Source organism: Paenibacillus melissococcoides (assembly GCA_944800085.1).
GTDB lineage: Bacteria > Bacillota > Bacilli > Paenibacillales > Paenibacillaceae > Paenibacillus_B > Paenibacillus_B melissococcoides.
This window is the reverse complement of the sequence record CALYLO010000001.1, coordinates 298,389-317,500: the sequence shown is the minus strand read 5'-3', so window position 1 is coordinate 317,500 and position 19,112 is coordinate 298,389. Positions and strand designations below refer to the sequence as shown.

Sequence of the window (19,112 nt, the reverse complement as noted above, 5' to 3'; positions counted from 1 at the left end):
CCGGATGGATGAAAATCCACTGCGTAATGGAGCAATCCTGCTCCGTCTGCGTGTGGAAGGGAGAAGACGGACACTGTTCATCGATAACGATATACAGGCGATCACACCTGTTGTATTCCTGTACTGCCAGCTTCCTCGTGTCAGGGATCAACTGAAGAACGCCTTGAATGTGCGGCGCTTTCATCCATTGCTCCAACTTGACCTTGTCAATTGCTTGCTTCATATGAATCCCACGCTTTTTCGACTTTCTTGCCAATCCGCTTTCTTTTGTCTTGATTCATGTTTATAATTCTACATAGATTCTCTCTTTCCTTCTATATTGCAAAACATTTTCAATATATATATTGGGAGGCTCATGATGAACACTCGGCTATTTAAGACAAGCAAGCTTAGTGAATTTCGGTTGTGGGGGCTCGTCCTTATTTTAGCAGGCATGGGTATGATGATCTTGGGCACCTCCGGCATCTTGATGTGGGGCGTGCAGGGCCGCCCGTTCGCTGCGGTATTCATGGTGCTCGGCGGCATTCTTCTATTGGGAAGCATGGGCATTTATTTTTGGGCCGGCATGCTGTCGACAAGTGTCGTCGCCTTGGAATGCCCGGAATGCGGCAAACCGACGAAAATGATCGGGAAGACCGACCGCTGCATGTTCTGCCGGACCATCCTGACCTTCGATCCGGCCCAAGCCACCTTAGGACTGTCCGAAGAAGCTCCGGCCGAATCGGGCCAGCCGGCTGCGTCCGCGCCGAAGTCTTGACGAGTACATAAGAAAAGCCGCTTCCCTTACCGGGGAAAGCGGCTTTTCTTCTTACCTGTTAAGAAGCGGGCGGATAACGCAGTACATCCCATATGTCATCACTGGCGAACGTGCGCGCCCAGACGGCGATACCTCCAAGGCCCAGCCGATCGGCGAGCTCAATCCGAGCCCGTACCGAACGCTCGTCCTCAATCCAAATCCGCTGCAGGTTCCCTTCTTCCTTGTACTCCACGTAATGCTGCCCCGCAGATTCATCAAATTCCGGCTTCAGCTTCTTGTCAGCCAGTATATCTTGAATCGATTGCATGCCCAAAGCCTTGGAGCTCACCTTCGTCTCCCCGTCCTGCACTTCTTCGGTCCAGATACGGGTATAGAGCGGCATGCCCAGCACCAGCTTATGCGCTGGCACATTATCTTCATTCATTATTCGCGTCACCGCTTGCTCGGCCCAAGGCAGGGATGCGACGGAACCGGCCACAGGACTTGCCGCCCAATGCTCGTCATACGCCATGACCATCATATAGTCGACAAGTTGGCCAAGAGCTTCCCGGTCCAGGAATTGCGACCATCTGCCGCTCTCCGACTTCGCCGTCACGTCGATAGACGCGACAAGTCCTTTGGCATGAAGCCGAGGGACAAGCTCTCTAACGAACTGGGTCAGCTTATTCCGGTCCTCGACATTCACATTTTCAAAATCCAGATTGATTCCGTCCACCTGATATCGTTGCGCCAATTCAAGCAGTTGACCGATGGTACGGTTCCGCCGTTCGAAGGTCGAGAGGGCTTCGGTCGTCCGCTCCGGTTCGAAGCTGTTGCTGTACAGGGCCCATACCTGCTTGCCGTTCCGGTGCGCCCATTCGGTCAGATTCCGGTCCGCCTTGCTGTGAACATTCCCTTCGTCATCCTCCAGACTGAACCAGGTTGGGCTGATGACATTTGTGCCCGGCATGTTCGGCAGCTTGGACGGGTCGGGATTGCGCGAATAGACGGCCTCCCAGGCCAGGCTCACGGGCGTCTTCTCCTCGACGAACCGCGGCAGCGGCGCCTCGGGCACATGAGGTACGGTATGTACGTCTCCCGGCACCACATCCTCGGCCGCGACATACCCCAATGTCCCGTCATCCGCCTCTACCCGGAGCCAGTCTCCGCTCTCCTCCCAAATAGTCACCGGGGACTCGCTCTTCAGATCGGCGATAATCGGCGACTTTTTGTCAGCCTGCTGCCTCATCGGAACCGTATCTTCCGGCTGACGCAGCTTCAAGATTATGCCCGATTGGAGCGTCTGGCCCGGCATTCCGAACTGCACCGCTCCGTTCGCCGGATACTGCTTCACTTCAATCCCGTACAGCTCTTCCAACACAGATGCGGGAACATGAACCGTGTTGCCGATGCGGACGGCAGCCGCAGGCCATTCCTTCGGATTTCCGTTCAGGGTCCCGCCCCGCTGGTCCAGCGGCATCGAAGCGGTCATGACCGGACTCGTCAAAATCACGGTGCCGCTCTCCTCTTCAAAGGTGACCGGCAGCAGGCCATCCAGCGCCGGCACCGGAATAAGCAGGTCTTTCCCCTGTCCTCTCGTGCCATATCCGCTCCAGGTTCCGTTATAGGTAAGGGGCTGCTCAACTTGCCTCATATCGGATTCCGCCCGTTCCTGGCCAGGCCACCACTCCGACCATCCTTTCCATATGCATACAGACAAAATAATAACTCCTATCATAATGACAAGACATCCGCCGCAGCCGCCCTTTTTGCGCTTGCGGCCGCTTCCCGGCCTGTTCACATGCCCTCCATTGCCTATTCTTCCGCCCCGGCGCTCTCCCCGGTAACTCATGTTGTCCTTCCTCCCACTCCCAAGTCTGGCATCTCTCTGTAAAAAGAAAACGCGCAAGCAAAATCTGCTGCGCGCATGTATGATTCAACTGTGTCTCCGGAACAATCCGGTTACTTCTTGTCAGCCGAGGCTGCACACGATTGGCACACGCCGTACACTTCCATGCGGTGTCCCCGTATGAAGAAGCCCGTCCGCTCGGCGGCTGTCTCCTCTACCGATTGCAGAGCCGGCAGCGTGAAATCGACAATCTTGCCGCATTGCTCGCATATCGCATGATAATGATCGGAGACATTGGCGTCAAACCGGCTTGAACTGTCTCCGTATGTCAATTCGCGCACCAGGCCGGCTTCAATGAACAACTTCAAGTTGTTGTAGACCGTGGCTACGCTCATGCTCGGAAACTTCGGCTCAAGCGCCCGGTATATTTCATCCGCCGTCGGATGGTTCATCGCATCCATCAAATAGGTTAAAATCGCATGGCGTTGTGGCGTAATGCGTACTCCGGACATTTTCAATTGTTCCAATGCATGTTGAACCCGTGTCTTCATCCTGTCCACCGCCTTCTACGCTCATGATTGATTCGGGTTGTCTGATCTACATTGTAACGATTCTCAAAAAATAATATCTATATGTCCATTGTACGGTTACCTTTTTCGATTTGTCAATGTTATTCTGTCCCGGACGTCCGCAACTTCAGGATCATCTTCGCAGAACATGAAGGTCTCCATTCGTCTGCAAGACGATATCATGCATCCCGCTTCCCAGCATTCCCTCGATACGATTGCCGGCAATATCCAGCGGATAATCCGAAGTCATGTCGCCAAATGTATTCCTGCCGGACACCTTGGCATCGGCGTCAACCGGAAGATGAATCGTCATGTCCCCCGCCAGGCTGAGAAGCTTCCAGTCTCCTCCGACAACCTCCGATTCGGCCAGCACGTCCCCGCTCAGCGTCTCCGCCTGAACGGAGCGTCCCACGCGGCTAATATCGATATCGCCGCTCTTCGTGTCCGCGGCCACATCCCCCTCGATGTCATGGATGATGATATCTCCCCGGGCCGTCTCCGCGTTCAGTTCCTGTTCAATGCCCTTCACGACAATATCTCCGTCCCAAGTGCGCGCTTGAACGGAGTTCTCGATATGGGCAATCTGGATCGATCCGCTCTTCGTCTCGGCGGCGATGGCTCCGCGGAGCTCCCGGATATCAATCAGCCCCTCGTCCAGTTGAACCTGGACATTCCACGCCGCCTCATTCGGAATCGTAATGCTGAGGTCGATGCGGACGAGCTGTTCATTCGCTGCATAACGCGCCGGCATCCCTTCGATGCGAAGCCGATGTTCTGCGGCGGACTCCGCGATGTCTACCCGGGACTGGTCTGCCAGCCGCTCGGCCTCTTCCTTCGGCAGGCTGCTGACGATAACCGTCGGCTCCACCTCCACATCCGTCACGTTCCCGCTCCGTATCGACACATTGCCATAGCGATTGCGAACGGCAAGCTCACGGATCGATTGGCCTTCGATTGAATAATTGAGGGCAGACTGCTTGAATTTCATCCCTTCGGCAAACTTCATTTCCTTCATCATCGAAAAATCGAACTGAATGCTCCGCACCCAGTCCCTGAACAGATAAGGTTGGGCAATCATGAACACCGCGACGCATAAAAAAATGGCGGCGAACATGCCGAGCCAATCGATCTTCCAGCTTCTCTTCCCGTCCGGGCTTCGCCCGCGCTTGGCTCTTACCATCATCTCCAATCCCCACAGCACGAAGATGCAGGGCCACCACACGAGCAGAAGCCGGATGCTGCGCAGGCCGAACAATTGATCGGCGAGCACCATCACGCCGACGGTGATTATCAACAAGGCTGCAGTAATTCGGCCTACCTTTATCAAGTATGCCCCAACTCCTTATGATCGGCTAGCGTCTTTTGCGCGATTCCTTGATTAGCAGAAAAATCCCTCCGCCGATAAGCACCGCCGCTCCAGCGTAAGAGCCGGCATTGCTGAAAAACCAGCGCAGCCAGGCCGGGTCGACCGTGAACAGCAGCAGAACGACGCCGCCGAACAGGAGCAGCAGACCAAGCCAAGGGCCTTGCTTCACATTGCCGGCGCCCAATCCGTATACCGCCTGCTGGTTGACGCGCTCCGTGCTCTGCAATGCGTCGAACAGATTGAAGAAATAAATGACAGGCAGCATCAGGGCAAGCAGCACGATGAGCGGCACGTTAATTCTGGCATCGGTAGCGCTGAAATAGACAATCGCGACAATATCCAGAGCGAGCAGCATCATAATGAGCAACCCCCGCTGCATCAATCCCAAATAAAAATGACCGCTTCCCGGAAAAATAAAGGATAGCAAGACCGATAAAAATTTGCTCTTGCGCTGAGGCGGCGTTCCATATACGGGAGGTACAGGAGGCATTCCGTCATACGGCGGATAATTGCCAGGCTGCTGGTGCTCCAGATTCGCCATTCTTCGCCGGAGAAATTGCTCTTCTTCTCTGTCCCAATCCGGCATGCGGATATGATCCATCCGCTGGCGTTCCGTCTGTTCCGCCACCTGTGGTTCCTTGTCTCTACGGCCTCCATCGTTCATTGTATTCATTCCTCCCTTGCGATCATACGGCTCCGACCGACTCGTTCCATACATTTTTGAACAGCGCTTTGGCCCGGTACAAGCGGGTCTCAACCGTCCGCACAGGCATTTTCAACTGCTCGGCGATCTCGGCGTACGAGCGCTGGCGCATATGATAGAGGACCATCACCGTCCGGTACTTGTCCGGAAGGCTGCCCAACGTCCGGCGCACTTGCTCGCACCGCTCGCGCTTGATGACCCATTCCTCCGGCATCGCTTCCTCATCCTGATGCGGAAGGGCTATGATCGTGTTAGGCTCCAGCCGATCGGCGGCTCCCCGTCTCTGTCTCCGCAGCGAATCGATAAGCTGGTTCCGGGTGAGCCGGTACAACCATGTCGTCCATTTCGAATCCCCGCGGAATGTATGAAGCCGGCGGTATACTTTGACGAAGACTTCTTGCGCGATGTCCTCCGCCAGATGCCGGTCCTGAACCGTTTGACAAATACAAGTTAACACAAAGGGGCGGTGTCTTTCCACCAAAATGCGCATCCCCTCTTCATTGCCGCTCAAAATAAGCTGAACGAGCTGTTCATCTGATTGATTCCGCAAATCACGTTCCACGTTAGCCGACTTCCTTTCCGTTTCTCCACGATGGCAGCCTGTCGGGCCGCCTCTCCGTTATTCTGCCTTTATTGTAAGGCGGACAGGGAAACGAAAGAAACCTTCCCGGGTCCAGGAAGGTTTCACCGACTTTAGTCTAGTCTCGATTGCGCCGATTGCCGGGGATGGGGCTATTCAACCGTTACGGAACGCACGCCGGACATCTGTTCGACTTGGGTCGTGAATGCAATAATTTCGAACTGCCGGGGTACAATAAGAACAACTTGAACTTCGGTATGCTTGACATCCGGACCCTCGTAAGGACGATTAAGCAAGCGCTGCGTCGTCACTTTTTTCACCTGAATCTGCTGTTCGTTCAAAAATTCGTGGAGCTGATGAAGAAAATGAGAAGCTCCATCCGTCTCCAGCGTAAGGACATAAGTTTTCTTGCTTGAAAAGTACCGCTGCTCAATCTTGTTGAATACAAACAGATTGACGATGACGAGCACCGTTACCGCCACCGCGGCAAAATAAAATCCGGCCCCCACGGCGAGACCGATAGACGCAACGACCCATAAGGAGGCGGCCGTCGTCAGACCGGCGATGGATTTGCCCGTAAAGATGATCGTTCCCGCTCCAAGGAAGCCGATGCCCGTAATGACCGCCGTCGCGAGACGGGCAGGGTCGACCCTTACATTGCCTTCATAGACGAACTGAGCAAAGCCATAAATGGACAACAGCATAATCAAGGCCGAGCCGAGACATACGAGAATATGCGTGCGCAAGCCCGCAGGGTGATTCGCCTGCTCCCGTTCCAATCCGACCAAGCCGCCCAGCAGCATCGCCAGGAACAAGCGCATCATCAGCGAGACATTGTCAATGACCCACGGATTCGGGGCGTCGATTATTTCTCCCATCCCGAACCGTCCTCCTTCGACACCCGTTCCAGATGGCGAAGATATACCCCGGGTGCAATTTCTTCTTCGTGCCGAAATTGGAAGCCCGCTCGCTGATATAACCGTAAAGCGGGAGTATTGCGCGCCCCCGTCGCAATGCGGTGAACGGGAAATCCCGGAATCTGCAGGACATGCTCCAGCAGACGGGAGCCGATGCCTTGGCGGAAGGAACGGGGATGAACCATCAGCCGGCAAATATCGATAACCTCCGGTTCCGGCACCTCATACGAGATGGCTCCGACCAGTTCGGCATCATCCCACCAGCCGTAGAAGATTTCCTTGCACTTCCTTAGATCGTCGAAAGTATCCATCAACGGAGGAATCCGGTCGAAACCGAGAAGATCCGCTTCAATGCGGTAAGCGCTCTGCTGCAAATACCATAATTGCTCAAGGGTCTCATTATCATTCATGTCCAGATCACGAAGCACAATCATCCCCCCACAGACCGTAATTTGTATTGCTCTATCTATCTGTAAGCAAAAAAAGGCGAAGTATGCGCCAAGCTCCTCCATTTGAACCGATGAAAAAACTGCAACGCATGCTTCGCCTTGCGGACTGCTATATCGTACCGAGTATCATTGACTGTTCAGGCATTGGACCAGCAATTGATTGACGAGCCCCGGATTCGCTTTGCCTTTCGTCTCCTTCATCACCTGGCCGACGAGGAAGCCGATCGCTTTTTGCTTGCCGGCCTTATAGTCCTCGACCGATTGAGGGTTGGACGCGATGATTTGCTGCACGACAGCCATAATGGCGCCTTCGTCGCTGATTTGGACCAGTCCCTGCTCCTCGACGATCGTTTGCGGCCGCTTGCCGGATTCGAGCATTTCCTTGAATACCGTTTTGGCGATTTTCGTGCTGATGGTGCCCTTCTCGATCAGCCCGATCATTTCTCCGAGCCCTTGTCCGTCCAGCTTGACGGCTTCGATCTCAAGACCGCCCGCATTCAGATAGCCGAGCAGATCCCCCATAATCCAGTTCGCTACCGCCTTGGCATCCTTCGTATACGTAAGGCTGTCCTCGAACAGGTCGGCCAGCTTTTTGGAGGAGGTGATGACCTCGGCATCGTAGCCGGACAAGCCGTAATCGGCGGTATACCGGGCCTTGCGGGCATCCGGCAGCTCCGGAATCGTCACGCGGATGCGCTCCTTCCATTCGTCGTCAATGACGATGGTAACGAGATCCGGATCCGGGAAGTAGCGGTAGTCATGCGCCTCTTCCTTGCTGCGCATCGACAGCGTCCGTCCCTGGGCTTCATCCCACCGGCGCGTCTCCTGCACTACCTGGCCGCCCTCGTCCAGAATATCGGCCTGGCGCTCCTCTTCATATTCGAGGCCGCGCTGCACGCCGCGGAAGGAGTTCATGTTCTTCAGCTCGGCCTTCGTGCCGAATTCCTTCTGTCCGTACGGGCGAAGGCTGATATTCGCGTCGCAGCGGAGCGAGCCTTCCTCCATCTTGACGTCGGATACTTCGCAATATTGCATAATGGCCTTTAATTTTTCCAAATAAGCCTTGGCTTCTTCCGGAGAACGCAGATCGGCCTCCGACACGATCTCGACCAGCGGCGTGCCCACCCGGTTGAAGTCGACCAGCGAAGCATAGCCGCCATCGACGTGCGTCAGCTTGCCCGCATCCTCTTCCAGATGCAGACGATTGATGCGGATGCGCTTCGTCTCGCCCCCGACTTCGATGTCGATCCACCCGTTCTGCCCGATCGGCTGATCATACTGCGAAATCTGATACGCCTTCGGCGAGTCAGGGTAGAAATAGTTTTTGCGATCGAATTTGCTCACGGACGCAATCTCGCAGTTCAGCGCCATGGCGGCCTTCATCGCATATTCGACCGCCTGGCGGTTCAGCACCGGCAGCACGCCCGGATGCCCGAGACAGATCGGGCAAGTATGCGTGTTCGGCGGCGCCCCGAAGGCGGTGGAGCAGCCGCAAAATATTTTGGATTCGGTGCGAAGCTCTACGTGAACTTCCAGTCCGATTACCGTCTCATATTTAGCACTTGGCATGTCGTAAGCCTCCTCTATGACAACTGCGGGCGCAGCTTGTGATGATCGGTGTTCTGCTCGAACGCATGCGCCGCGCGCAGCACGGTCGCCTCATCGAACGCCCGTCCGATCAGCTGCAGCCCTACCGGCATGCCGTCCGCCAATCCGCATGGAATGCTGATCGCCGGCACGCCCGCCAAGCTGACTGGAATCGTCAAAATATCATTCAAGTACATTTGAAGCGGATCGTCAATCTGCTCGCCGAGACGGAAGGCCGTCGTCGGCGCCGTCGGCCCGAGCAGAATGTCATACTTCTGGAACGCCTGTTCGAAGTCGCCCTGAATCAAGGTGCGAACCTTCTGCGCCTTCAAATAATAGGCGTCATAGTAGCCGGAGCTGAGCGCATAGGTTCCGAGCATGATGCGCCGCTTCACTTCCGGACCGAAGCCCTGGCTGCGCGACTGAAGATAGAGATCGAGCAGATTGCCCGGCTGCTCCGCGCGAACGCCATAGCGGACCCCGTCGAAGCGGGCCAGATTGGACGACGCTTCGGACGAAGCGAGCAGGTAATACGTCGCCACGGCATAATCCGTATGCGGCATCGACACCTCTTCCCAGGTCGCGCCCAAATGCTCGTATACCTTCAAGGCGGCGAGCACCGCTTCCTTCACCTTCGGATCGACGCCCTGCCCGATATATTCGGACGGCACGCCGATGCGCAGGCCGCGCACCTCTCCGCTCAAGGCCGCCGCATAATCGGGGATGTCGACCTTGGCCGAGGTGGAGTCCATCGGGTCGTAGCCGGCGATGGCCTGCAGCACATGCGCGGCATCCTCCACATTGTTCGTCAGCGGCCCGATCTGATCGAGGGAAGATGCGAACGCGACGAGGCCGAACCGCGATACGAGGCCATAGGTAGGCTTCAAGCCGACGATGCCGCAATAGGACGCCGGCTGGCGGATCGATCCGCCCGTATCCGATCCGAGGGCGAAGCTGACCTGGCCGGCGGCTACCGCCGCAGCCGAGCCGCCGCTCGATCCGCCCGGGACGCGCTCCAGATCCCACGGATTGCGGGTCGCCTGGAAAGCCGAATTCTCATTGGAGCCGCCCATGGCGAACTCATCCATATTGAGCTTGCCGACCGTAACGACGTCCGCTTCCTTCAGCTTGCGGGCAACGGTTCCGTCATAGACCGGCTCATAGTTCTCGAGGAAGCGGCTGGCGCATGTCGTTCGCATCCCTTCGCTCACGATATTGTCCTTCAGGCCGGCCGGAATGCCGGCCAGCGGATGAAGCGCCTCGCCTGCCGCCCGGCGCTCATCGATGCGCTTCGCCTGCGCCTTGGCCCCTTCTTCATTCAGCGTCAGGAACGCCTGCACCCGCTCATCGGTCTGCGCGATTCGCGCAAAAGACGCCTCCGTCAGTTCGGCGGCGGATACTTTGCGGTCTGCCAAGGCTTGTCTGGCTTGTGAAATCGTCATATCCAACAATGTCAATGCGGTTACCCCCTCTCTCTTTACTCCAGCACCGCCGGAACCTGGAATTGGCCGTCCTCTTCCTGAGGCGCGTTCAGCATGACTTTCTCTATCGGCAGCGATGGACGAACGGTATCGTCACGCATCACATTGCGAATCGGCAGAACATGCGTTGTCGGCGGCACGTCATCCGTATCCAGCTCGTTCAACTTCTCTGCGTACTTCAGAATCGCGTTCAGCTGCTCGGTATAGCGCGCTTTTTCTTCATCGGTTAAATTGAGCCGTGCCAGCTTGGCCACATGCTCGACGTCTTGTACCTGAATGCTCATCGGCAACCTGTTCCTCCTTGTCCCAATTGGGCCAAATTCATCCCTCTATTATAGCCTAGAAGCGTGGGCAACTCAACGCTGGCTTCCATTAATGCGGCGCAGCGCCGCGATTTTCAGCCGCCCCGCAGCGGTATTAGCTTGCGGGCAGCCCCTTACCGCCGCCTTCTCGATACAAGAAAGTCCAGGGGATTTTTCGGCACTCTATTCGGACTCGTCTCTTCGTAGAAAAATGGATTTAAAACGCTCTGATCGGAGTGCCAAGTTTTGATTAGGTAAATGGACAATCTCCACCCCTTCGAAAAAAATGGGGGGTCCAACGGCCTGAAAACTGCACAATATCCCTACACACGTCTATCCGGCAGGCCAATTCTGCATAACTGCATGATTTCTCCAGACACGCCGATTCGGTAAGGAAATCCGCATAACTGCATGATTTCTCAAGGCACACTTATTCGGTAAGCCTGTTCGGCAAGCAAAATCCTGCGCAAATACAGCAATTCGATAGGGACGACTTCACCAGAGAGGGAATCCTGCAAAACGGCAGCAATTTCACCCGTTTCGCTTCGACTTGGAGCAAAAAGGCCTAAAATGATGTAGCTGTGCAGCATTTCCTCGGGATGTAGACGCATTGAGCCGAAATTCCTGTAAAATAGCAGCTATTCCCTCCACAATTTCAAGCCCGAGGAGGAAACGATGATTCCAGAAGGCAACGATGCCTCCTAGAGCCAACAAGGCCTACAGAAAGCGATAATGCCTCCAGGATCCAGCGCAGTCTCTTGGAGCCCGAAATCAGACCGTTGAGAAAGTCCATAGGGTTTTTTGGGGAGTTTTGGGCGATTCATTTTTTATGTGGTGGACCCGTGTCTCTCAATAGAAAAAATCGATGTAAAGCGCTCTGGGCGGCAAATTTTTATCCAAAAAAGTTTCGTTTCAAGATGTTCCTCTCCATATCCTAACCTGACCAAAAACAGAAACAAGCGGAAGACCTGCTTGCACCCAAACAAATTTATAAAGTCTATCATATCAAAAAAGCACCGGCCGCACGTTACCCCGTAACGCAAACCGGTGCTCTTCCTTATATCCATGCGCGCAGGTTGACTTGGCGGATGAACTCTTCCTGAGACATCGCTTCTTCCTGCTCGTTCTCTTCCTCCTGGTCTTCTGCCGCATCACCATTCATGATCCGGCGGAACAGAGACTCATTGTGAGTAGCCAGTGCATAGTCGATAAGCGCTTCCCGTTCGATGCGGTCCGCTTCCTGCTGCAGGAGCAGGCCTTCCTGCTCGACGTCAGACGCCGGCACGAAGAAGTTGCGGTTTGCTCTCGGCACCCGGATGACGTAATCGAATGCGTTATCCGCATTGCGGTCATAGGCAATGATATAGCCATATTCCCCGATAGGCAAATGTTGTTCGAAGCGGTCGGCAACAATGACTACTTTCTCTCCCAAATGCAGCATTGTCCATGCCTCCCATCCATATGCTGTTTCCTCTATCGTACTAAAATTTATGATTGCTGTAAATGTATGCTTGTTCCCGCAAAAAAGACGCTGCCTTTTCTAAAATAAAATATGTGACTTCCAGGCAAATGTCAACATGCATTCTCAGGAAATCGACGGAAGCGCGGCGCTCCGGGTTCCGTCACACCTCGGATTCCGGCCTCCGATTACGGCGCCGGAATCCGCCACACGCCTTCCGGCGGAGTGGTCAGCTTCTCGAACCCGCCGTCCGTAATCAGGTACGTGTTCTCGATCCCGACGACGCCTCGGCCAGGAAACGTGAATTTTGGCTCGATCGCGATGACCATGCCGGGTTCAAGCGGCATCGTGAAGCCGCGCGCCAGCACGGGCCATTCATCCATCTCCATGCCGATGCCATGGCCGAGGAAGCTGACCTGATCGCTCCCGAAGCCCATGAAGTGCCCCGCCAAGCCATACTGTTCGGCCAGCTTCAACGCGCCGGCATACAGCGTCTCGCACACCGTCCCCGGCTTCAGGCTCGCTTCGGCGGTCCGCAGTATGGCTTCGGACGATTCGTAGGCCCGTTCAAGCTCCTCATCCAGCTTGCCAATAACCAGCGTCCGGGTCTGGTCGATGACATAGCCGTCGATGCAGCATCCGATATCGACGAGAATCGGTTCATTCTCGGCGATGACCTTCCGGCTGGAGCCTTGGGGGCTCGCCGGGGTCAAGCCGCGTCCGCCGGCCGGACCGTCGAAGTACGTCGGCTCCGCTCCCGCTTCGCCCGAGGCGACCATCCCGGTAATAATCTCTTGGTTGTACCCGCGCATCCGGATAAATCCGACATGGCCCTGCATGCGGAATACATGCTCGATATGGGCGATAAGCTGGAGCTCCATCATGCCGGGCCGGACGTAAGCGGCCGCTTGCTCGAGCGCATGATGCGCCGCGCGGGCGGCCGTGCGGATGCGGTCGATCTCCCACGGCGATTTAACCATCCGCAGCCCGCGCAGCATCGCGGAGCCGTTGGTCCATGCCGCATCCGGCAGCACGGAACGGAGACGCTCGAACAACTGCACCGGAAGCACGTCATATTCCGTGGCAATGACCGGGCGTCCGGACGCGAACACCTCCGGGAAGCGCTCCTGCAGCAGCGTGCCGAAAGCGCGGAAGGAGCCGAGCGGCTCGACCGCCACCGCGGCTTCATGCCGAGCGCGCTCCAGGCTGCGCTTGACGAAGTAGACAGGCTCGCCCTGCTTCGGCACGAACAGATACCCTGTCTGCATTGATCCGGTAAAATAATAAAGCCCGACATTTTGCGTAATCAGACAGCCGTCCATGGTTCGTTCCTCCATCGCTGCCTGCAGCCGGGCAATTCGTCCTTCGATTTCTCGCTTCAATACGCCTTCCATCGATCTTGCTCCCTTCCTGCTTACTGAAGCCCCGTTCCCACAGAGGCTCCCGCTTTGCGCGAATGCTCCCGCGGAGGACGCAAAAAGCGCAAACCCGCCCGGTTTACGCGCCCGCTTTGCCTCCTATCCTTCCTCGCTCCTGTGCGTGCAGCCCCGCATACACGAATCAATCCATGCTTCCGCCCCAGGGCCAGCCTCATTCCCCCGCAGAATGCGCATCCGTTCCTCAATTAAGCTCATCATACCACGAACCCAAAATCAGCGCCAACGGGCCGACGGCGTTAATAAGGAAGGCGGCCTGCCCGAACATTCGTCCGGCAAGCCGCCTCGCCAAGCATTTCCTATTATACAAAAGGATTATGCTCCTTCTCATACCCGATCTGGGTCACGGGACCATGACCCGGGTAGACGGTAACGTCATCCCCCAGCGGGAACAGCTTGCCGTGAATCGATTCGAGCAGCACGTTCATATCCCCGTCCCGGAGATCCGTTCGTCCCACTGACGTGCGGAAGAGAACGTCGCCCGAGAACAAGTGCTTCTCATGGAGGAAGCTGGCGCTGCCGGGAGAATGTCCCGGTGTATGCATGACCTGGAACTTATGGCCGATCAGCTCCAGCGTCTGGCCGTCCTGCGGCAGATGATCGGCAGGCTTCATCGCCATCGGCGGGCAGACTTGGGGCCACATCGTCGAACCGTTCAGTTCGGGCGTCGTAAGCCACTCCGCTTCCCGCTCATGAATATAGACCGGGCATCCGTGAGCTTCACGCACGGCGTCAACCCCGCCGATATGATCGAAATGCGCATGCGTCAGCAGGACGGCCGACACCTTCAAGCCTTGGAGTCCCTGCAGCAGCGGCTCCGGATTCATGCCGGGATCGATGACGGCCGCTTCCTTCGTCTCTTCGTTGATCAGCACGTAGGCATTGGTCTGAACCGGGCCGAGTGTATAGCTTTGAATGCGAAACATAGAATAACACCGCCTTTGTAAAAGTTGTTCGCGAAGTCGACCGCAAACATAGGTTTACCTTTTTAAAAGGTTGACTTGTTGAACTTTGCTTGATGTCAAAAGGAAGACAGCAGCTCTTTGAGCTCGCGCACGATGCGTGTCTGGTATCCCGTGCCTTCGCCGTACGTTTCCATCATTTGCTGTCTTACCACTTTCAGTTTGTCTTGATAGTCCGGCGCTTCCCGGTCCGGATTCTCCTGCTTGAAGCGGATCATATGCGCCTGCACATCGCTCGGGCGCGGACCCCATTGGCCGAGAACATGCCCGCCGGTATCGGCGAAGATGACAACCGGCACCGAACGCCCGCCCATCGTCAGGAACTGATCCATCGTCTCCGGGAATTGCTCCATAATCAGCACTTCCGTCCCGATCTGCGCCGCTTCCATCGCACGGAAGACGACCGGCACGTTGCGGACGACATCGCCGCACCAATCCGCCGCCAGGATCAGGCAGCGCAGGTGATCGCGGTATTGCAGCGACTCGAAAAAAGCTTTATCTTCTTCATCCGCCCATGCAAATTGCTCATACCAGGAGACGAAGGCCTCCTTGTTCTTTTGCATCCCGTCCACAAAGGCTTGGGGGCGAATTCCTTTTCCCATTACGCCGGCTACGCTCTTGGCCATCTTCATTTCCCCGCTTTCTTTTTGGAATACGTATATTTAATGACAACATACACGATAAGCAGCGCCAGAGCAACGAGAATAAACGGCTTGACCCATTTGCCGGCCACGTCGTCAATCTGCTCCCATTTATCGCCCAGCACGAAGCCCAAATAGACAAACAGTATCGTCCACGGGATGACCGCCAGCGTCGTCAGAAGCGTGAACCGCCACACATTCATTTTGGAAATGCCCGCCGGAATAGAGATGGCATGCCGTACAACCGGAACGAAGCGGGCCGTAAAGATAACGCCTGTCCCATATTTTTGGAACCACTCTTCCGATTTCGCAATATGATGCGGCTGGATCAGAATGTATTTGCCGTACCGTTCGAGCACAGGCCTTCCCCCGTACCTGCCGATCCAATAGACGAACAGTTGCGCGATAACCCCGCCGATGACGCCGAAGACGACCGCTTCCACAAAGGTAATCTCTTGAATCGAGACGAGAAAACCTCCGTAGGCAAGCACAATCTCGCTCGGAATCACCTCTATCATCAAGCCAAGCATGATTCCCCATTCTCCCAATTGCTGCACCCAATGAAAGAGCGTAGTCACGATTTGATGCAAAAATTCCATGTCCCATCTCCTCTTTTTGCTACCAGTGTATTCTATTTTACGATGGGACATGACTCTAACGCAATCGACCGGAAGGGCTCATGTTACCGCCTTCTCCGGCATACATATGGACTAGCTGGACAGCATGGCCATTTTCGCTTTCTTAACAGAAGTCTCGTACTCCAAGCTTTCCGAATACATGTCGAGGAGGTTCACATCCATGGCTAATTTCTGGGTAGTCACCCCCAAGCAATGGCGCATCGGCTTGATCGCCATCGCCGCCATCATGGTCGGCGCCGCCTTCTGGCGGTACGAATCGATGCGGATGGAGCAGGCCGCGCAAGCGGCCCCCCAAGAGACCCGAATCCTGCATATGGTGACGGGCGAATTCAAGTCCACGCTTGAGAACGGAACCGAAATTGGATCTTACCAATTTGCTCCTGACACAGTACACGCGAACGAAGGCGAGCGCGTCGAGCTGCGCATCCGGGGCGTGAACGGGCACCGCCATGATTTCGTGATTGAAGGGCTCGATATCTCCGGCACCATTGAAAAAAACAAGGAGACGATTATCCGCTTCACCGCGAAGGAAGGGATCTACCGTATCGTCTGCACGACGCATGCCGATGCGGCCAGCAATGGACCGATGGTCGGGTACATCGTGGTCGATTAGCCGCGGAAGGTCCTTCTGGCAGCGGCGCCTCCTCCTGCATATGGTATAACACAACCTGCTGGAAAGGGGCCAATGGCCATGAAGACACCGAGACCGCGCCACACCGCTGCCCTGCCTACCGCCCGGGGCATCCGCCGGGCTTGCAGCAACGAGCTGTACCGCACGATCAAGCGCATGAATGTCTGGATTCCCGAAGACAAACGGAAGGAAGGTGAAGAGCTCTATTACCGCAAAGTGATTGCCAATTTGATATGGATTCACGAGAATCACGCCAACCGCAAGAAGCTGTCGGACTGGTGGGATGAAGCCGTATGCGAGGAGCTCGCCGCCCTATGGGAGGTCGATCCGAAGAAGCTCTCCGCCTGCTTCCGCCAAGCCTTCGGCGGATAGGTCGGCGAACTCTCAGGCAAAAAATGTATAATAGATCGGGGCTATCCCAAGAGGCATTGAAATGACAAGAGACAACACTATTCTCAAAATCTAAAACAAAAAGAAATCGTTCTTTAATAAATGGAAGTACCATCCACCATCTACAAAAGGAACGATTTCTTTATATACTCAGAAAATGACAACAAATGCCAATAAGTATATCTTTGTCTGGGGCAAGCACAAAGCCAAACTGCAAGACAAAGTAAAGATGTTGTTTGCAAGCATTGAAGAAGCGGAGCATCAGGAAAAGCAGGAGCTACATGGGCAAAATTTACTGGAGCTTGGCGAATCGGGTGAAGTCACGAACGAGAAGTTGGAGAAAGTAGTAGAGCATAGCAACCGTTTACAAACAAATTGTTCAGGAGTTGAAAACTTAAGCGTGATTTTTGTGGTAATTTTTCCAAAATAATCCTATTGCAATAACCCGAAAAAAACTATCGAAGAAAGGATTGTCGATTATGAAAATGAAGAAAAATTCTCTGGGAGTAATATTGACGCTTGCTTTGGTGACTGGAATACCTACATTATTGGCTGCTACAGATAATACTGAGAAAGCAGCCCCTTCTAAGTATAGTATAGCATCAGTTAAAGGAAAAGTACCTAACTATCCTGTTAACGAGCAAAGACAAACTTATGGATATGGGCCTTACCCTTATGGACCAACACAAGAACCAGAGTTGATTAAGGCAGAGAGAGAAAATGGGGTTGTTGGATATGTAAAAGCATCCGATCTGGATTCATCTGTTTCTTCACCAGAAGAGGTTATCACCTACCAGGAATCTATGGAATCTAGCGGCTACAATCAATCCCCTTGTATGAATCAGATGGTAAAACTGTAATCGGTGAATTTAGAATGAATAATTCAAATGGGAACGCTGCGCATAATTGAAGGGGAGGTAAAGCACAATGAACAAAATGATAATAAAAGTTAGTAGTTTCTTGATGATCTGTTTTTATCCATCACTTTGATGTCAATAACAGCATTTGCTGACACCAAGTCTGATCCCTATGAGCTGCCTTCAGCAATCCATGGTTACAAGTATTCTTTTACTTCTGAGGTATGGGAGCGCTGGAGCGGAAATCCAACCACAACAGTTGAAGCAGTTGCCTATGTTAAAGCAGATGCAAATGTACCAATAGGATATATGGGTGGCCAAGCTCGTTTGTATAATTCATCCGGTAGTTTAGTAGCTTCAAGTTCTATGACATATAACAAACAAGTATGTGAGTTACATCACTTTCCCTGTATGAAGAAAGAGTTCATGTCCATTCTTTCGATGAAATGACGGGTGTACAGGCGGTTTCTCACTATCACGAAGCTTTGCAGATGGTTCCGGGAAAAGTGGAGCGCTCGGATTTGAATACAAGCGAAATGGCACTTTCGACACCCGTCACGTCGTCACAGGAAAAATCGAAGAAACCCTGATTCAGCCAATGCGTACTGGAATCAGACTTCGTAGAACATATCCGTCGCGTCGTTGCGCAAAATGCGAAGGATTCCCATATAATTCATTACGGACCAATTGAACATCCACCAGTCTGAGGGCGCCGCCCCCGGTTTTTTGGTGGGTATTTATAGATTCAAAGACATGACTCCCACCCAAAGTCTCCGGAAGCCGCCAATTGTCTTTCAAGGGTCAATTCCATGCATGAATAGATATCAAACGCCGTCTCCCCCGTGAGCCGCATTGTCCCCGGATTTAAGATACACCACATTTTTATCGGCATCCAATGCCGCTCTCACACTCGTGCCATTCTTTTTGGTGAAGTAATAGCCTTTTGTCAGGTTATCCCATATTACGTTATATCCATTAAGATCGATATTGAACAATTTCTTCGCTAATGGGGCAACCGATTCTTTTGCCTCTTTTTCTGAAATTCCTTTATTATCCCGTACTTTTATTCCGAACTCATTGATTACGCTATTTATTTTTCCTGTCTTGGGATCCGCATAAATCGTAACCTTGTCGTCCCGAAGCATCCACTTTAATTCTGGTTTTTGACCTTGTTTCCATGGACTAAAATAACCCTGAAGCTGACCCTGCTTCATATCAAATTTATGATGAAAAGCTGTTTTAGCGGCATCTGTCGCCGCTTTCCACAATTTCGGATCAAGCTCTTTCTTATCGAAATCAATCTCTATAGAACTGAGATGATCTCCCCCAATAACCCAATTCTTGTTCAGGTCGGCGGAGAAATCTTTTCCTCGCAAGCGGTACGTTCTCTCATCTCTCACCTCTGCTTTTTCATCCGTATACTGGTGAATCACCTCAACTTCATTATGAAATACGTAGTCCTTCTTCGCATATATTCCTTTCAACGCCTTCAGAACTTCTTCTTGATCCTGCGACACGTCCCATGCCAAAAAAACGACCGGCCGATAATCCCCTCCTGC

24 protein-coding genes (1 of these 24 only partly in view) are annotated in these 19,112 nt (G+C 54.0%); 5 read left to right on the top strand and 19 right to left on the bottom strand.

The annotated features are described in order from the left end of the window. Positions 1 to 223, bottom strand: partial view of a hypothetical protein gene (locus OCY70_RS01460; protein ID WP_213428062.1) — the 5' end (the start) only. Its footprint begins 665 nt before the window's first position; 223 of the gene's 888 nt are visible here — the first part of the coding sequence; the start codon lies at positions 221 to 223; the stop codon falls past the left edge of the window. A gap of 135 nt (positions 224 to 358) precedes the next feature. On the opposite strand from OCY70_RS01460, the gene OCY70_RS01455 reads away from it, so the two are divergent. After that, positions 359 to 757, top strand: a complete 399-nt coding sequence (locus OCY70_RS01455; protein ID WP_213428063.1) for a DUF2614 family zinc ribbon-containing protein — start codon at positions 359 to 361, stop codon at positions 755 to 757. 58 nt (positions 758 to 815) lie between these two features. Here the strand turns inward: OCY70_RS01455 and OCY70_RS01450 are convergent, their stop codons facing one another. From OCY70_RS01450 to OCY70_RS01370, 17 genes are all read right to left on the bottom strand, one after another. Continuing rightward, the gene (locus OCY70_RS01450) at positions 816 to 2,588 is read right to left on the bottom strand and encodes a glycosyl hydrolase family 18 protein (RefSeq protein WP_213428064.1); all 1,773 of its coding nucleotides are present in this window, start codon (positions 2,586 to 2,588) and stop codon (positions 816 to 818) included. 110 nt (positions 2,589 to 2,698) lie between these two features. Next, positions 2,699 to 3,136 (bottom strand): peroxide-responsive transcriptional repressor PerR, encoded by a 438-nt coding sequence (gene perR, locus OCY70_RS01445; RefSeq protein WP_197254876.1) that lies wholly within the window; start codon positions 3,134 to 3,136, stop codon positions 2,699 to 2,701. A gap of 151 nt (positions 3,137 to 3,287) precedes the next feature. Continuing rightward, positions 3,288 to 4,481 carry a DUF4097 family beta strand repeat-containing protein gene (locus tag OCY70_RS01440; protein WP_213428065.1) on the bottom strand — a complete coding sequence of 398 codons (1,194 nt, stop codon included), beginning with the start codon at positions 4,479 to 4,481 and terminating at the stop codon, positions 3,288 to 3,290. Positions 4,482 to 4,506: 25 nt separating this feature from the next. Then, positions 4,507 to 5,184, bottom strand: coding sequence for a hypothetical protein (locus OCY70_RS01435; RefSeq protein ID WP_213428066.1), 678 nt, complete (start codon positions 5,182 to 5,184; stop codon positions 4,507 to 4,509). A 22-nt stretch (positions 5,185 to 5,206) separates the two neighbouring features. Continuing rightward, a complete protein-coding gene (locus OCY70_RS01430; RefSeq protein ID WP_213428067.1) occupies positions 5,207 to 5,785 on the bottom strand; it encodes an RNA polymerase sigma factor in 579 nt (192 codons plus the stop codon). A gap of 170 nt (positions 5,786 to 5,955) precedes the next feature. Then, complete coding sequence (locus OCY70_RS01425) at positions 5,956 to 6,681, bottom strand: MgtC/SapB family protein (protein WP_213428068.1); 726 nt, start codon at positions 6,679 to 6,681, stop codon at positions 5,956 to 5,958. Beyond that, complete coding sequence (locus OCY70_RS01420) at positions 6,669 to 7,154, bottom strand: GNAT family N-acetyltransferase (RefSeq protein WP_213428069.1); 486 nt, start codon at positions 7,152 to 7,154, stop codon at positions 6,669 to 6,671. Before OCY70_RS01420 ends, OCY70_RS01425 begins: the two co-directional genes overlap by 13 nt. Before the next feature lie 141 nt (positions 7,155 to 7,295). Continuing rightward, positions 7,296 to 8,738 (bottom strand): Asp-tRNA(Asn)/Glu-tRNA(Gln) amidotransferase subunit GatB, encoded by a 1,443-nt coding sequence (gene gatB / locus OCY70_RS01415; RefSeq protein WP_213428070.1) that lies wholly within the window; start codon positions 8,736 to 8,738, stop codon positions 7,296 to 7,298. Between the two features lie 14 nt (positions 8,739 to 8,752). Next, positions 8,753 to 10,198, bottom strand: a complete 1,446-nt coding sequence (gene gatA / locus OCY70_RS01410; protein WP_373871451.1) for an Asp-tRNA(Asn)/Glu-tRNA(Gln) amidotransferase subunit GatA — start codon at positions 10,196 to 10,198, stop codon at positions 8,753 to 8,755. 35 nt (positions 10,199 to 10,233) lie between these two features. Next, positions 10,234 to 10,521, bottom strand: coding sequence for an Asp-tRNA(Asn)/Glu-tRNA(Gln) amidotransferase subunit GatC (gene gatC, locus OCY70_RS01405; protein ID WP_006677117.1), 288 nt, complete (start codon positions 10,519 to 10,521; stop codon positions 10,234 to 10,236). A gap of 437 nt (positions 10,522 to 10,958) precedes the next feature. After that, positions 10,959 to 11,150: a hypothetical protein gene (locus tag OCY70_RS01400; RefSeq protein ID WP_213428072.1), complete on the bottom strand. Its 192-nt coding sequence runs from the start codon at positions 11,148 to 11,150 to the stop codon at positions 10,959 to 10,961. 446 nt (positions 11,151 to 11,596) lie between these two features. After that, on the bottom strand, positions 11,597 to 11,980 hold the full coding sequence (locus tag OCY70_RS01395) for a hypothetical protein (RefSeq protein ID WP_006677119.1): 384 nt from the start codon (positions 11,978 to 11,980) through the stop codon (positions 11,597 to 11,599). 206 nt (positions 11,981 to 12,186) lie between these two features. Then, positions 12,187 to 13,392, bottom strand: a complete 1,206-nt coding sequence (locus OCY70_RS01390) for a M24 family metallopeptidase (RefSeq protein WP_213428073.1) — start codon at positions 13,390 to 13,392, stop codon at positions 12,187 to 12,189. A 226-nt stretch (positions 13,393 to 13,618) separates the two neighbouring features. Further along, a complete protein-coding gene (locus tag OCY70_RS01385) occupies positions 13,619 to 13,744 on the bottom strand; it encodes a hypothetical protein (RefSeq protein ID WP_261944533.1) in 126 nt (41 codons plus the stop codon). Continuing rightward, on the bottom strand, positions 13,737 to 14,360 hold the full coding sequence (locus OCY70_RS01380) for an MBL fold metallo-hydrolase (RefSeq protein WP_213428074.1): 624 nt from the start codon (positions 14,358 to 14,360) through the stop codon (positions 13,737 to 13,739). The genes OCY70_RS01385 and OCY70_RS01380 overlap by 8 nt, the downstream gene beginning before the upstream one ends. Positions 14,361 to 14,455: 95 nt before the next feature. Beyond that, positions 14,456 to 15,022: a thioredoxin family protein gene (locus tag OCY70_RS01375; protein ID WP_213428098.1), complete on the bottom strand. Its 567-nt coding sequence runs from the start codon at positions 15,020 to 15,022 to the stop codon at positions 14,456 to 14,458. 2 nt (positions 15,023 to 15,024) lie between these two features. After that, positions 15,025 to 15,636 (bottom strand): DedA family protein, encoded by a 612-nt coding sequence (locus tag OCY70_RS01370; RefSeq protein ID WP_213428075.1) that lies wholly within the window; start codon positions 15,634 to 15,636, stop codon positions 15,025 to 15,027. A gap of 199 nt (positions 15,637 to 15,835) precedes the next feature. Here OCY70_RS01370 and OCY70_RS01365 point away from each other — a divergent pair, with 199 nt between their 5' ends. From OCY70_RS01365 to OCY70_RS01350, 4 genes are all read left to right on the top strand, one after another. Then, positions 15,836 to 16,288: a cupredoxin domain-containing protein gene (locus tag OCY70_RS01365; protein WP_213428076.1), complete on the top strand. Its 453-nt coding sequence runs from the start codon at positions 15,836 to 15,838 to the stop codon at positions 16,286 to 16,288. A gap of 78 nt (positions 16,289 to 16,366) precedes the next feature. Beyond that, a complete protein-coding gene (locus tag OCY70_RS01360) occupies positions 16,367 to 16,678 on the top strand; it encodes a dehydrogenase (protein WP_213428077.1) in 312 nt (103 codons plus the stop codon). Between the two features lie 175 nt (positions 16,679 to 16,853). Further along, positions 16,854 to 17,126 carry a hypothetical protein gene (locus OCY70_RS01355; RefSeq protein ID WP_213428078.1) on the top strand — a complete coding sequence of 91 codons (273 nt, stop codon included), beginning with the start codon at positions 16,854 to 16,856 and terminating at the stop codon, positions 17,124 to 17,126. 49 nt (positions 17,127 to 17,175) lie between these two features. Continuing rightward, positions 17,176 to 17,556 carry a hypothetical protein gene (locus tag OCY70_RS01350; RefSeq protein ID WP_249725010.1) on the top strand — a complete coding sequence of 127 codons (381 nt, stop codon included), beginning with the start codon at positions 17,176 to 17,178 and terminating at the stop codon, positions 17,554 to 17,556. Positions 17,557 to 18,377: 821 nt separating this feature from the next. On the opposite strand, the gene OCY70_RS01345 is transcribed toward OCY70_RS01350, so the two are convergent. Next, positions 18,378 to 19,082, bottom strand: a complete 705-nt coding sequence (locus OCY70_RS01345; protein WP_249725012.1) for a hypothetical protein — start codon at positions 19,080 to 19,082, stop codon at positions 18,378 to 18,380. Positions 19,083 to 19,112 lie beyond the last annotated feature (30 nt).

Bases quoted from the DNA above. Each gene is read 5' to 3' on its own strand.
- OCY70_RS01355 (WP_213428078.1), top strand. From the start codon at position 16,854: ATGACAACAAATGCCAATAAGTATATCTTTGTCTGGGGCAAGCACAAA.
- OCY70_RS01425 (WP_213428068.1), bottom strand. From the start codon at position 6,681: ATGGGAGAAATAATCGACGCCCCGAATCCGTGGGTCATTGACAATGTC.
- OCY70_RS01390 (WP_213428073.1), bottom strand. From the start codon at position 13,392: ATGGAAGGCGTATTGAAGCGAGAAATCGAAGGACGAATTGCCCGGCTG.
- OCY70_RS01370 (WP_213428075.1), bottom strand. From the start codon at position 15,636: ATGGAATTTTTGCATCAAATCGTGACTACGCTCTTTCATTGGGTGCAG.
- OCY70_RS01380 (WP_213428074.1), bottom strand. From the start codon at position 14,360: ATGTTTCGCATTCAAAGCTATACACTCGGCCCGGTTCAGACCAATGCC.
- OCY70_RS01420 (WP_213428069.1), bottom strand. From the start codon at position 7,154: ATGATTGTGCTTCGTGATCTGGACATGAATGATAATGAGACCCTTGAG.
- OCY70_RS01365 (WP_213428076.1), top strand. From the start codon at position 15,836: ATGGCTAATTTCTGGGTAGTCACCCCCAAGCAATGGCGCATCGGCTTG.
- OCY70_RS01350 (WP_249725010.1), top strand. From the start codon at position 17,176: ATGAAAATGAAGAAAAATTCTCTGGGAGTAATATTGACGCTTGCTTTG.
- gatC (WP_006677117.1), bottom strand. From the start codon at position 10,521: ATGAGCATTCAGGTACAAGACGTCGAGCATGTGGCCAAGCTGGCACGG.
- OCY70_RS01375 (WP_213428098.1), bottom strand. From the start codon at position 15,022: ATGGCCAAGAGCGTAGCCGGCGTAATGGGAAAAGGAATTCGCCCCCAA.
- OCY70_RS01455 (WP_213428063.1), top strand. From the start codon at position 359: ATGAACACTCGGCTATTTAAGACAAGCAAGCTTAGTGAATTTCGGTTG.
- OCY70_RS01435 (WP_213428066.1), bottom strand. From the start codon at position 5,184: ATGAACGATGGAGGCCGTAGAGACAAGGAACCACAGGTGGCGGAACAG.
- OCY70_RS01450 (WP_213428064.1), bottom strand. From the start codon at position 2,588: ATGAGTTACCGGGGAGAGCGCCGGGGCGGAAGAATAGGCAATGGAGGG.
- gatB (WP_213428070.1), bottom strand. From the start codon at position 8,738: ATGCCAAGTGCTAAATATGAGACGGTAATCGGACTGGAAGTTCACGTA.
- OCY70_RS01360 (WP_213428077.1), top strand. From the start codon at position 16,367: ATGAAGACACCGAGACCGCGCCACACCGCTGCCCTGCCTACCGCCCGG.
- gatA (WP_373871451.1), bottom strand. From the start codon at position 10,198: ATGACGATTTCACAAGCCAGACAAGCCTTGGCAGACCGCAAAGTATCC.
- OCY70_RS01395 (WP_006677119.1), bottom strand. From the start codon at position 11,980: ATGCTGCATTTGGGAGAGAAAGTAGTCATTGTTGCCGACCGCTTCGAA.
- perR (WP_197254876.1), bottom strand. From the start codon at position 3,136: ATGAAGACACGGGTTCAACATGCATTGGAACAATTGAAAATGTCCGGA.
- OCY70_RS01400 (WP_213428072.1), bottom strand. From the start codon at position 11,150: ATGCGTCTACATCCCGAGGAAATGCTGCACAGCTACATCATTTTAGGC.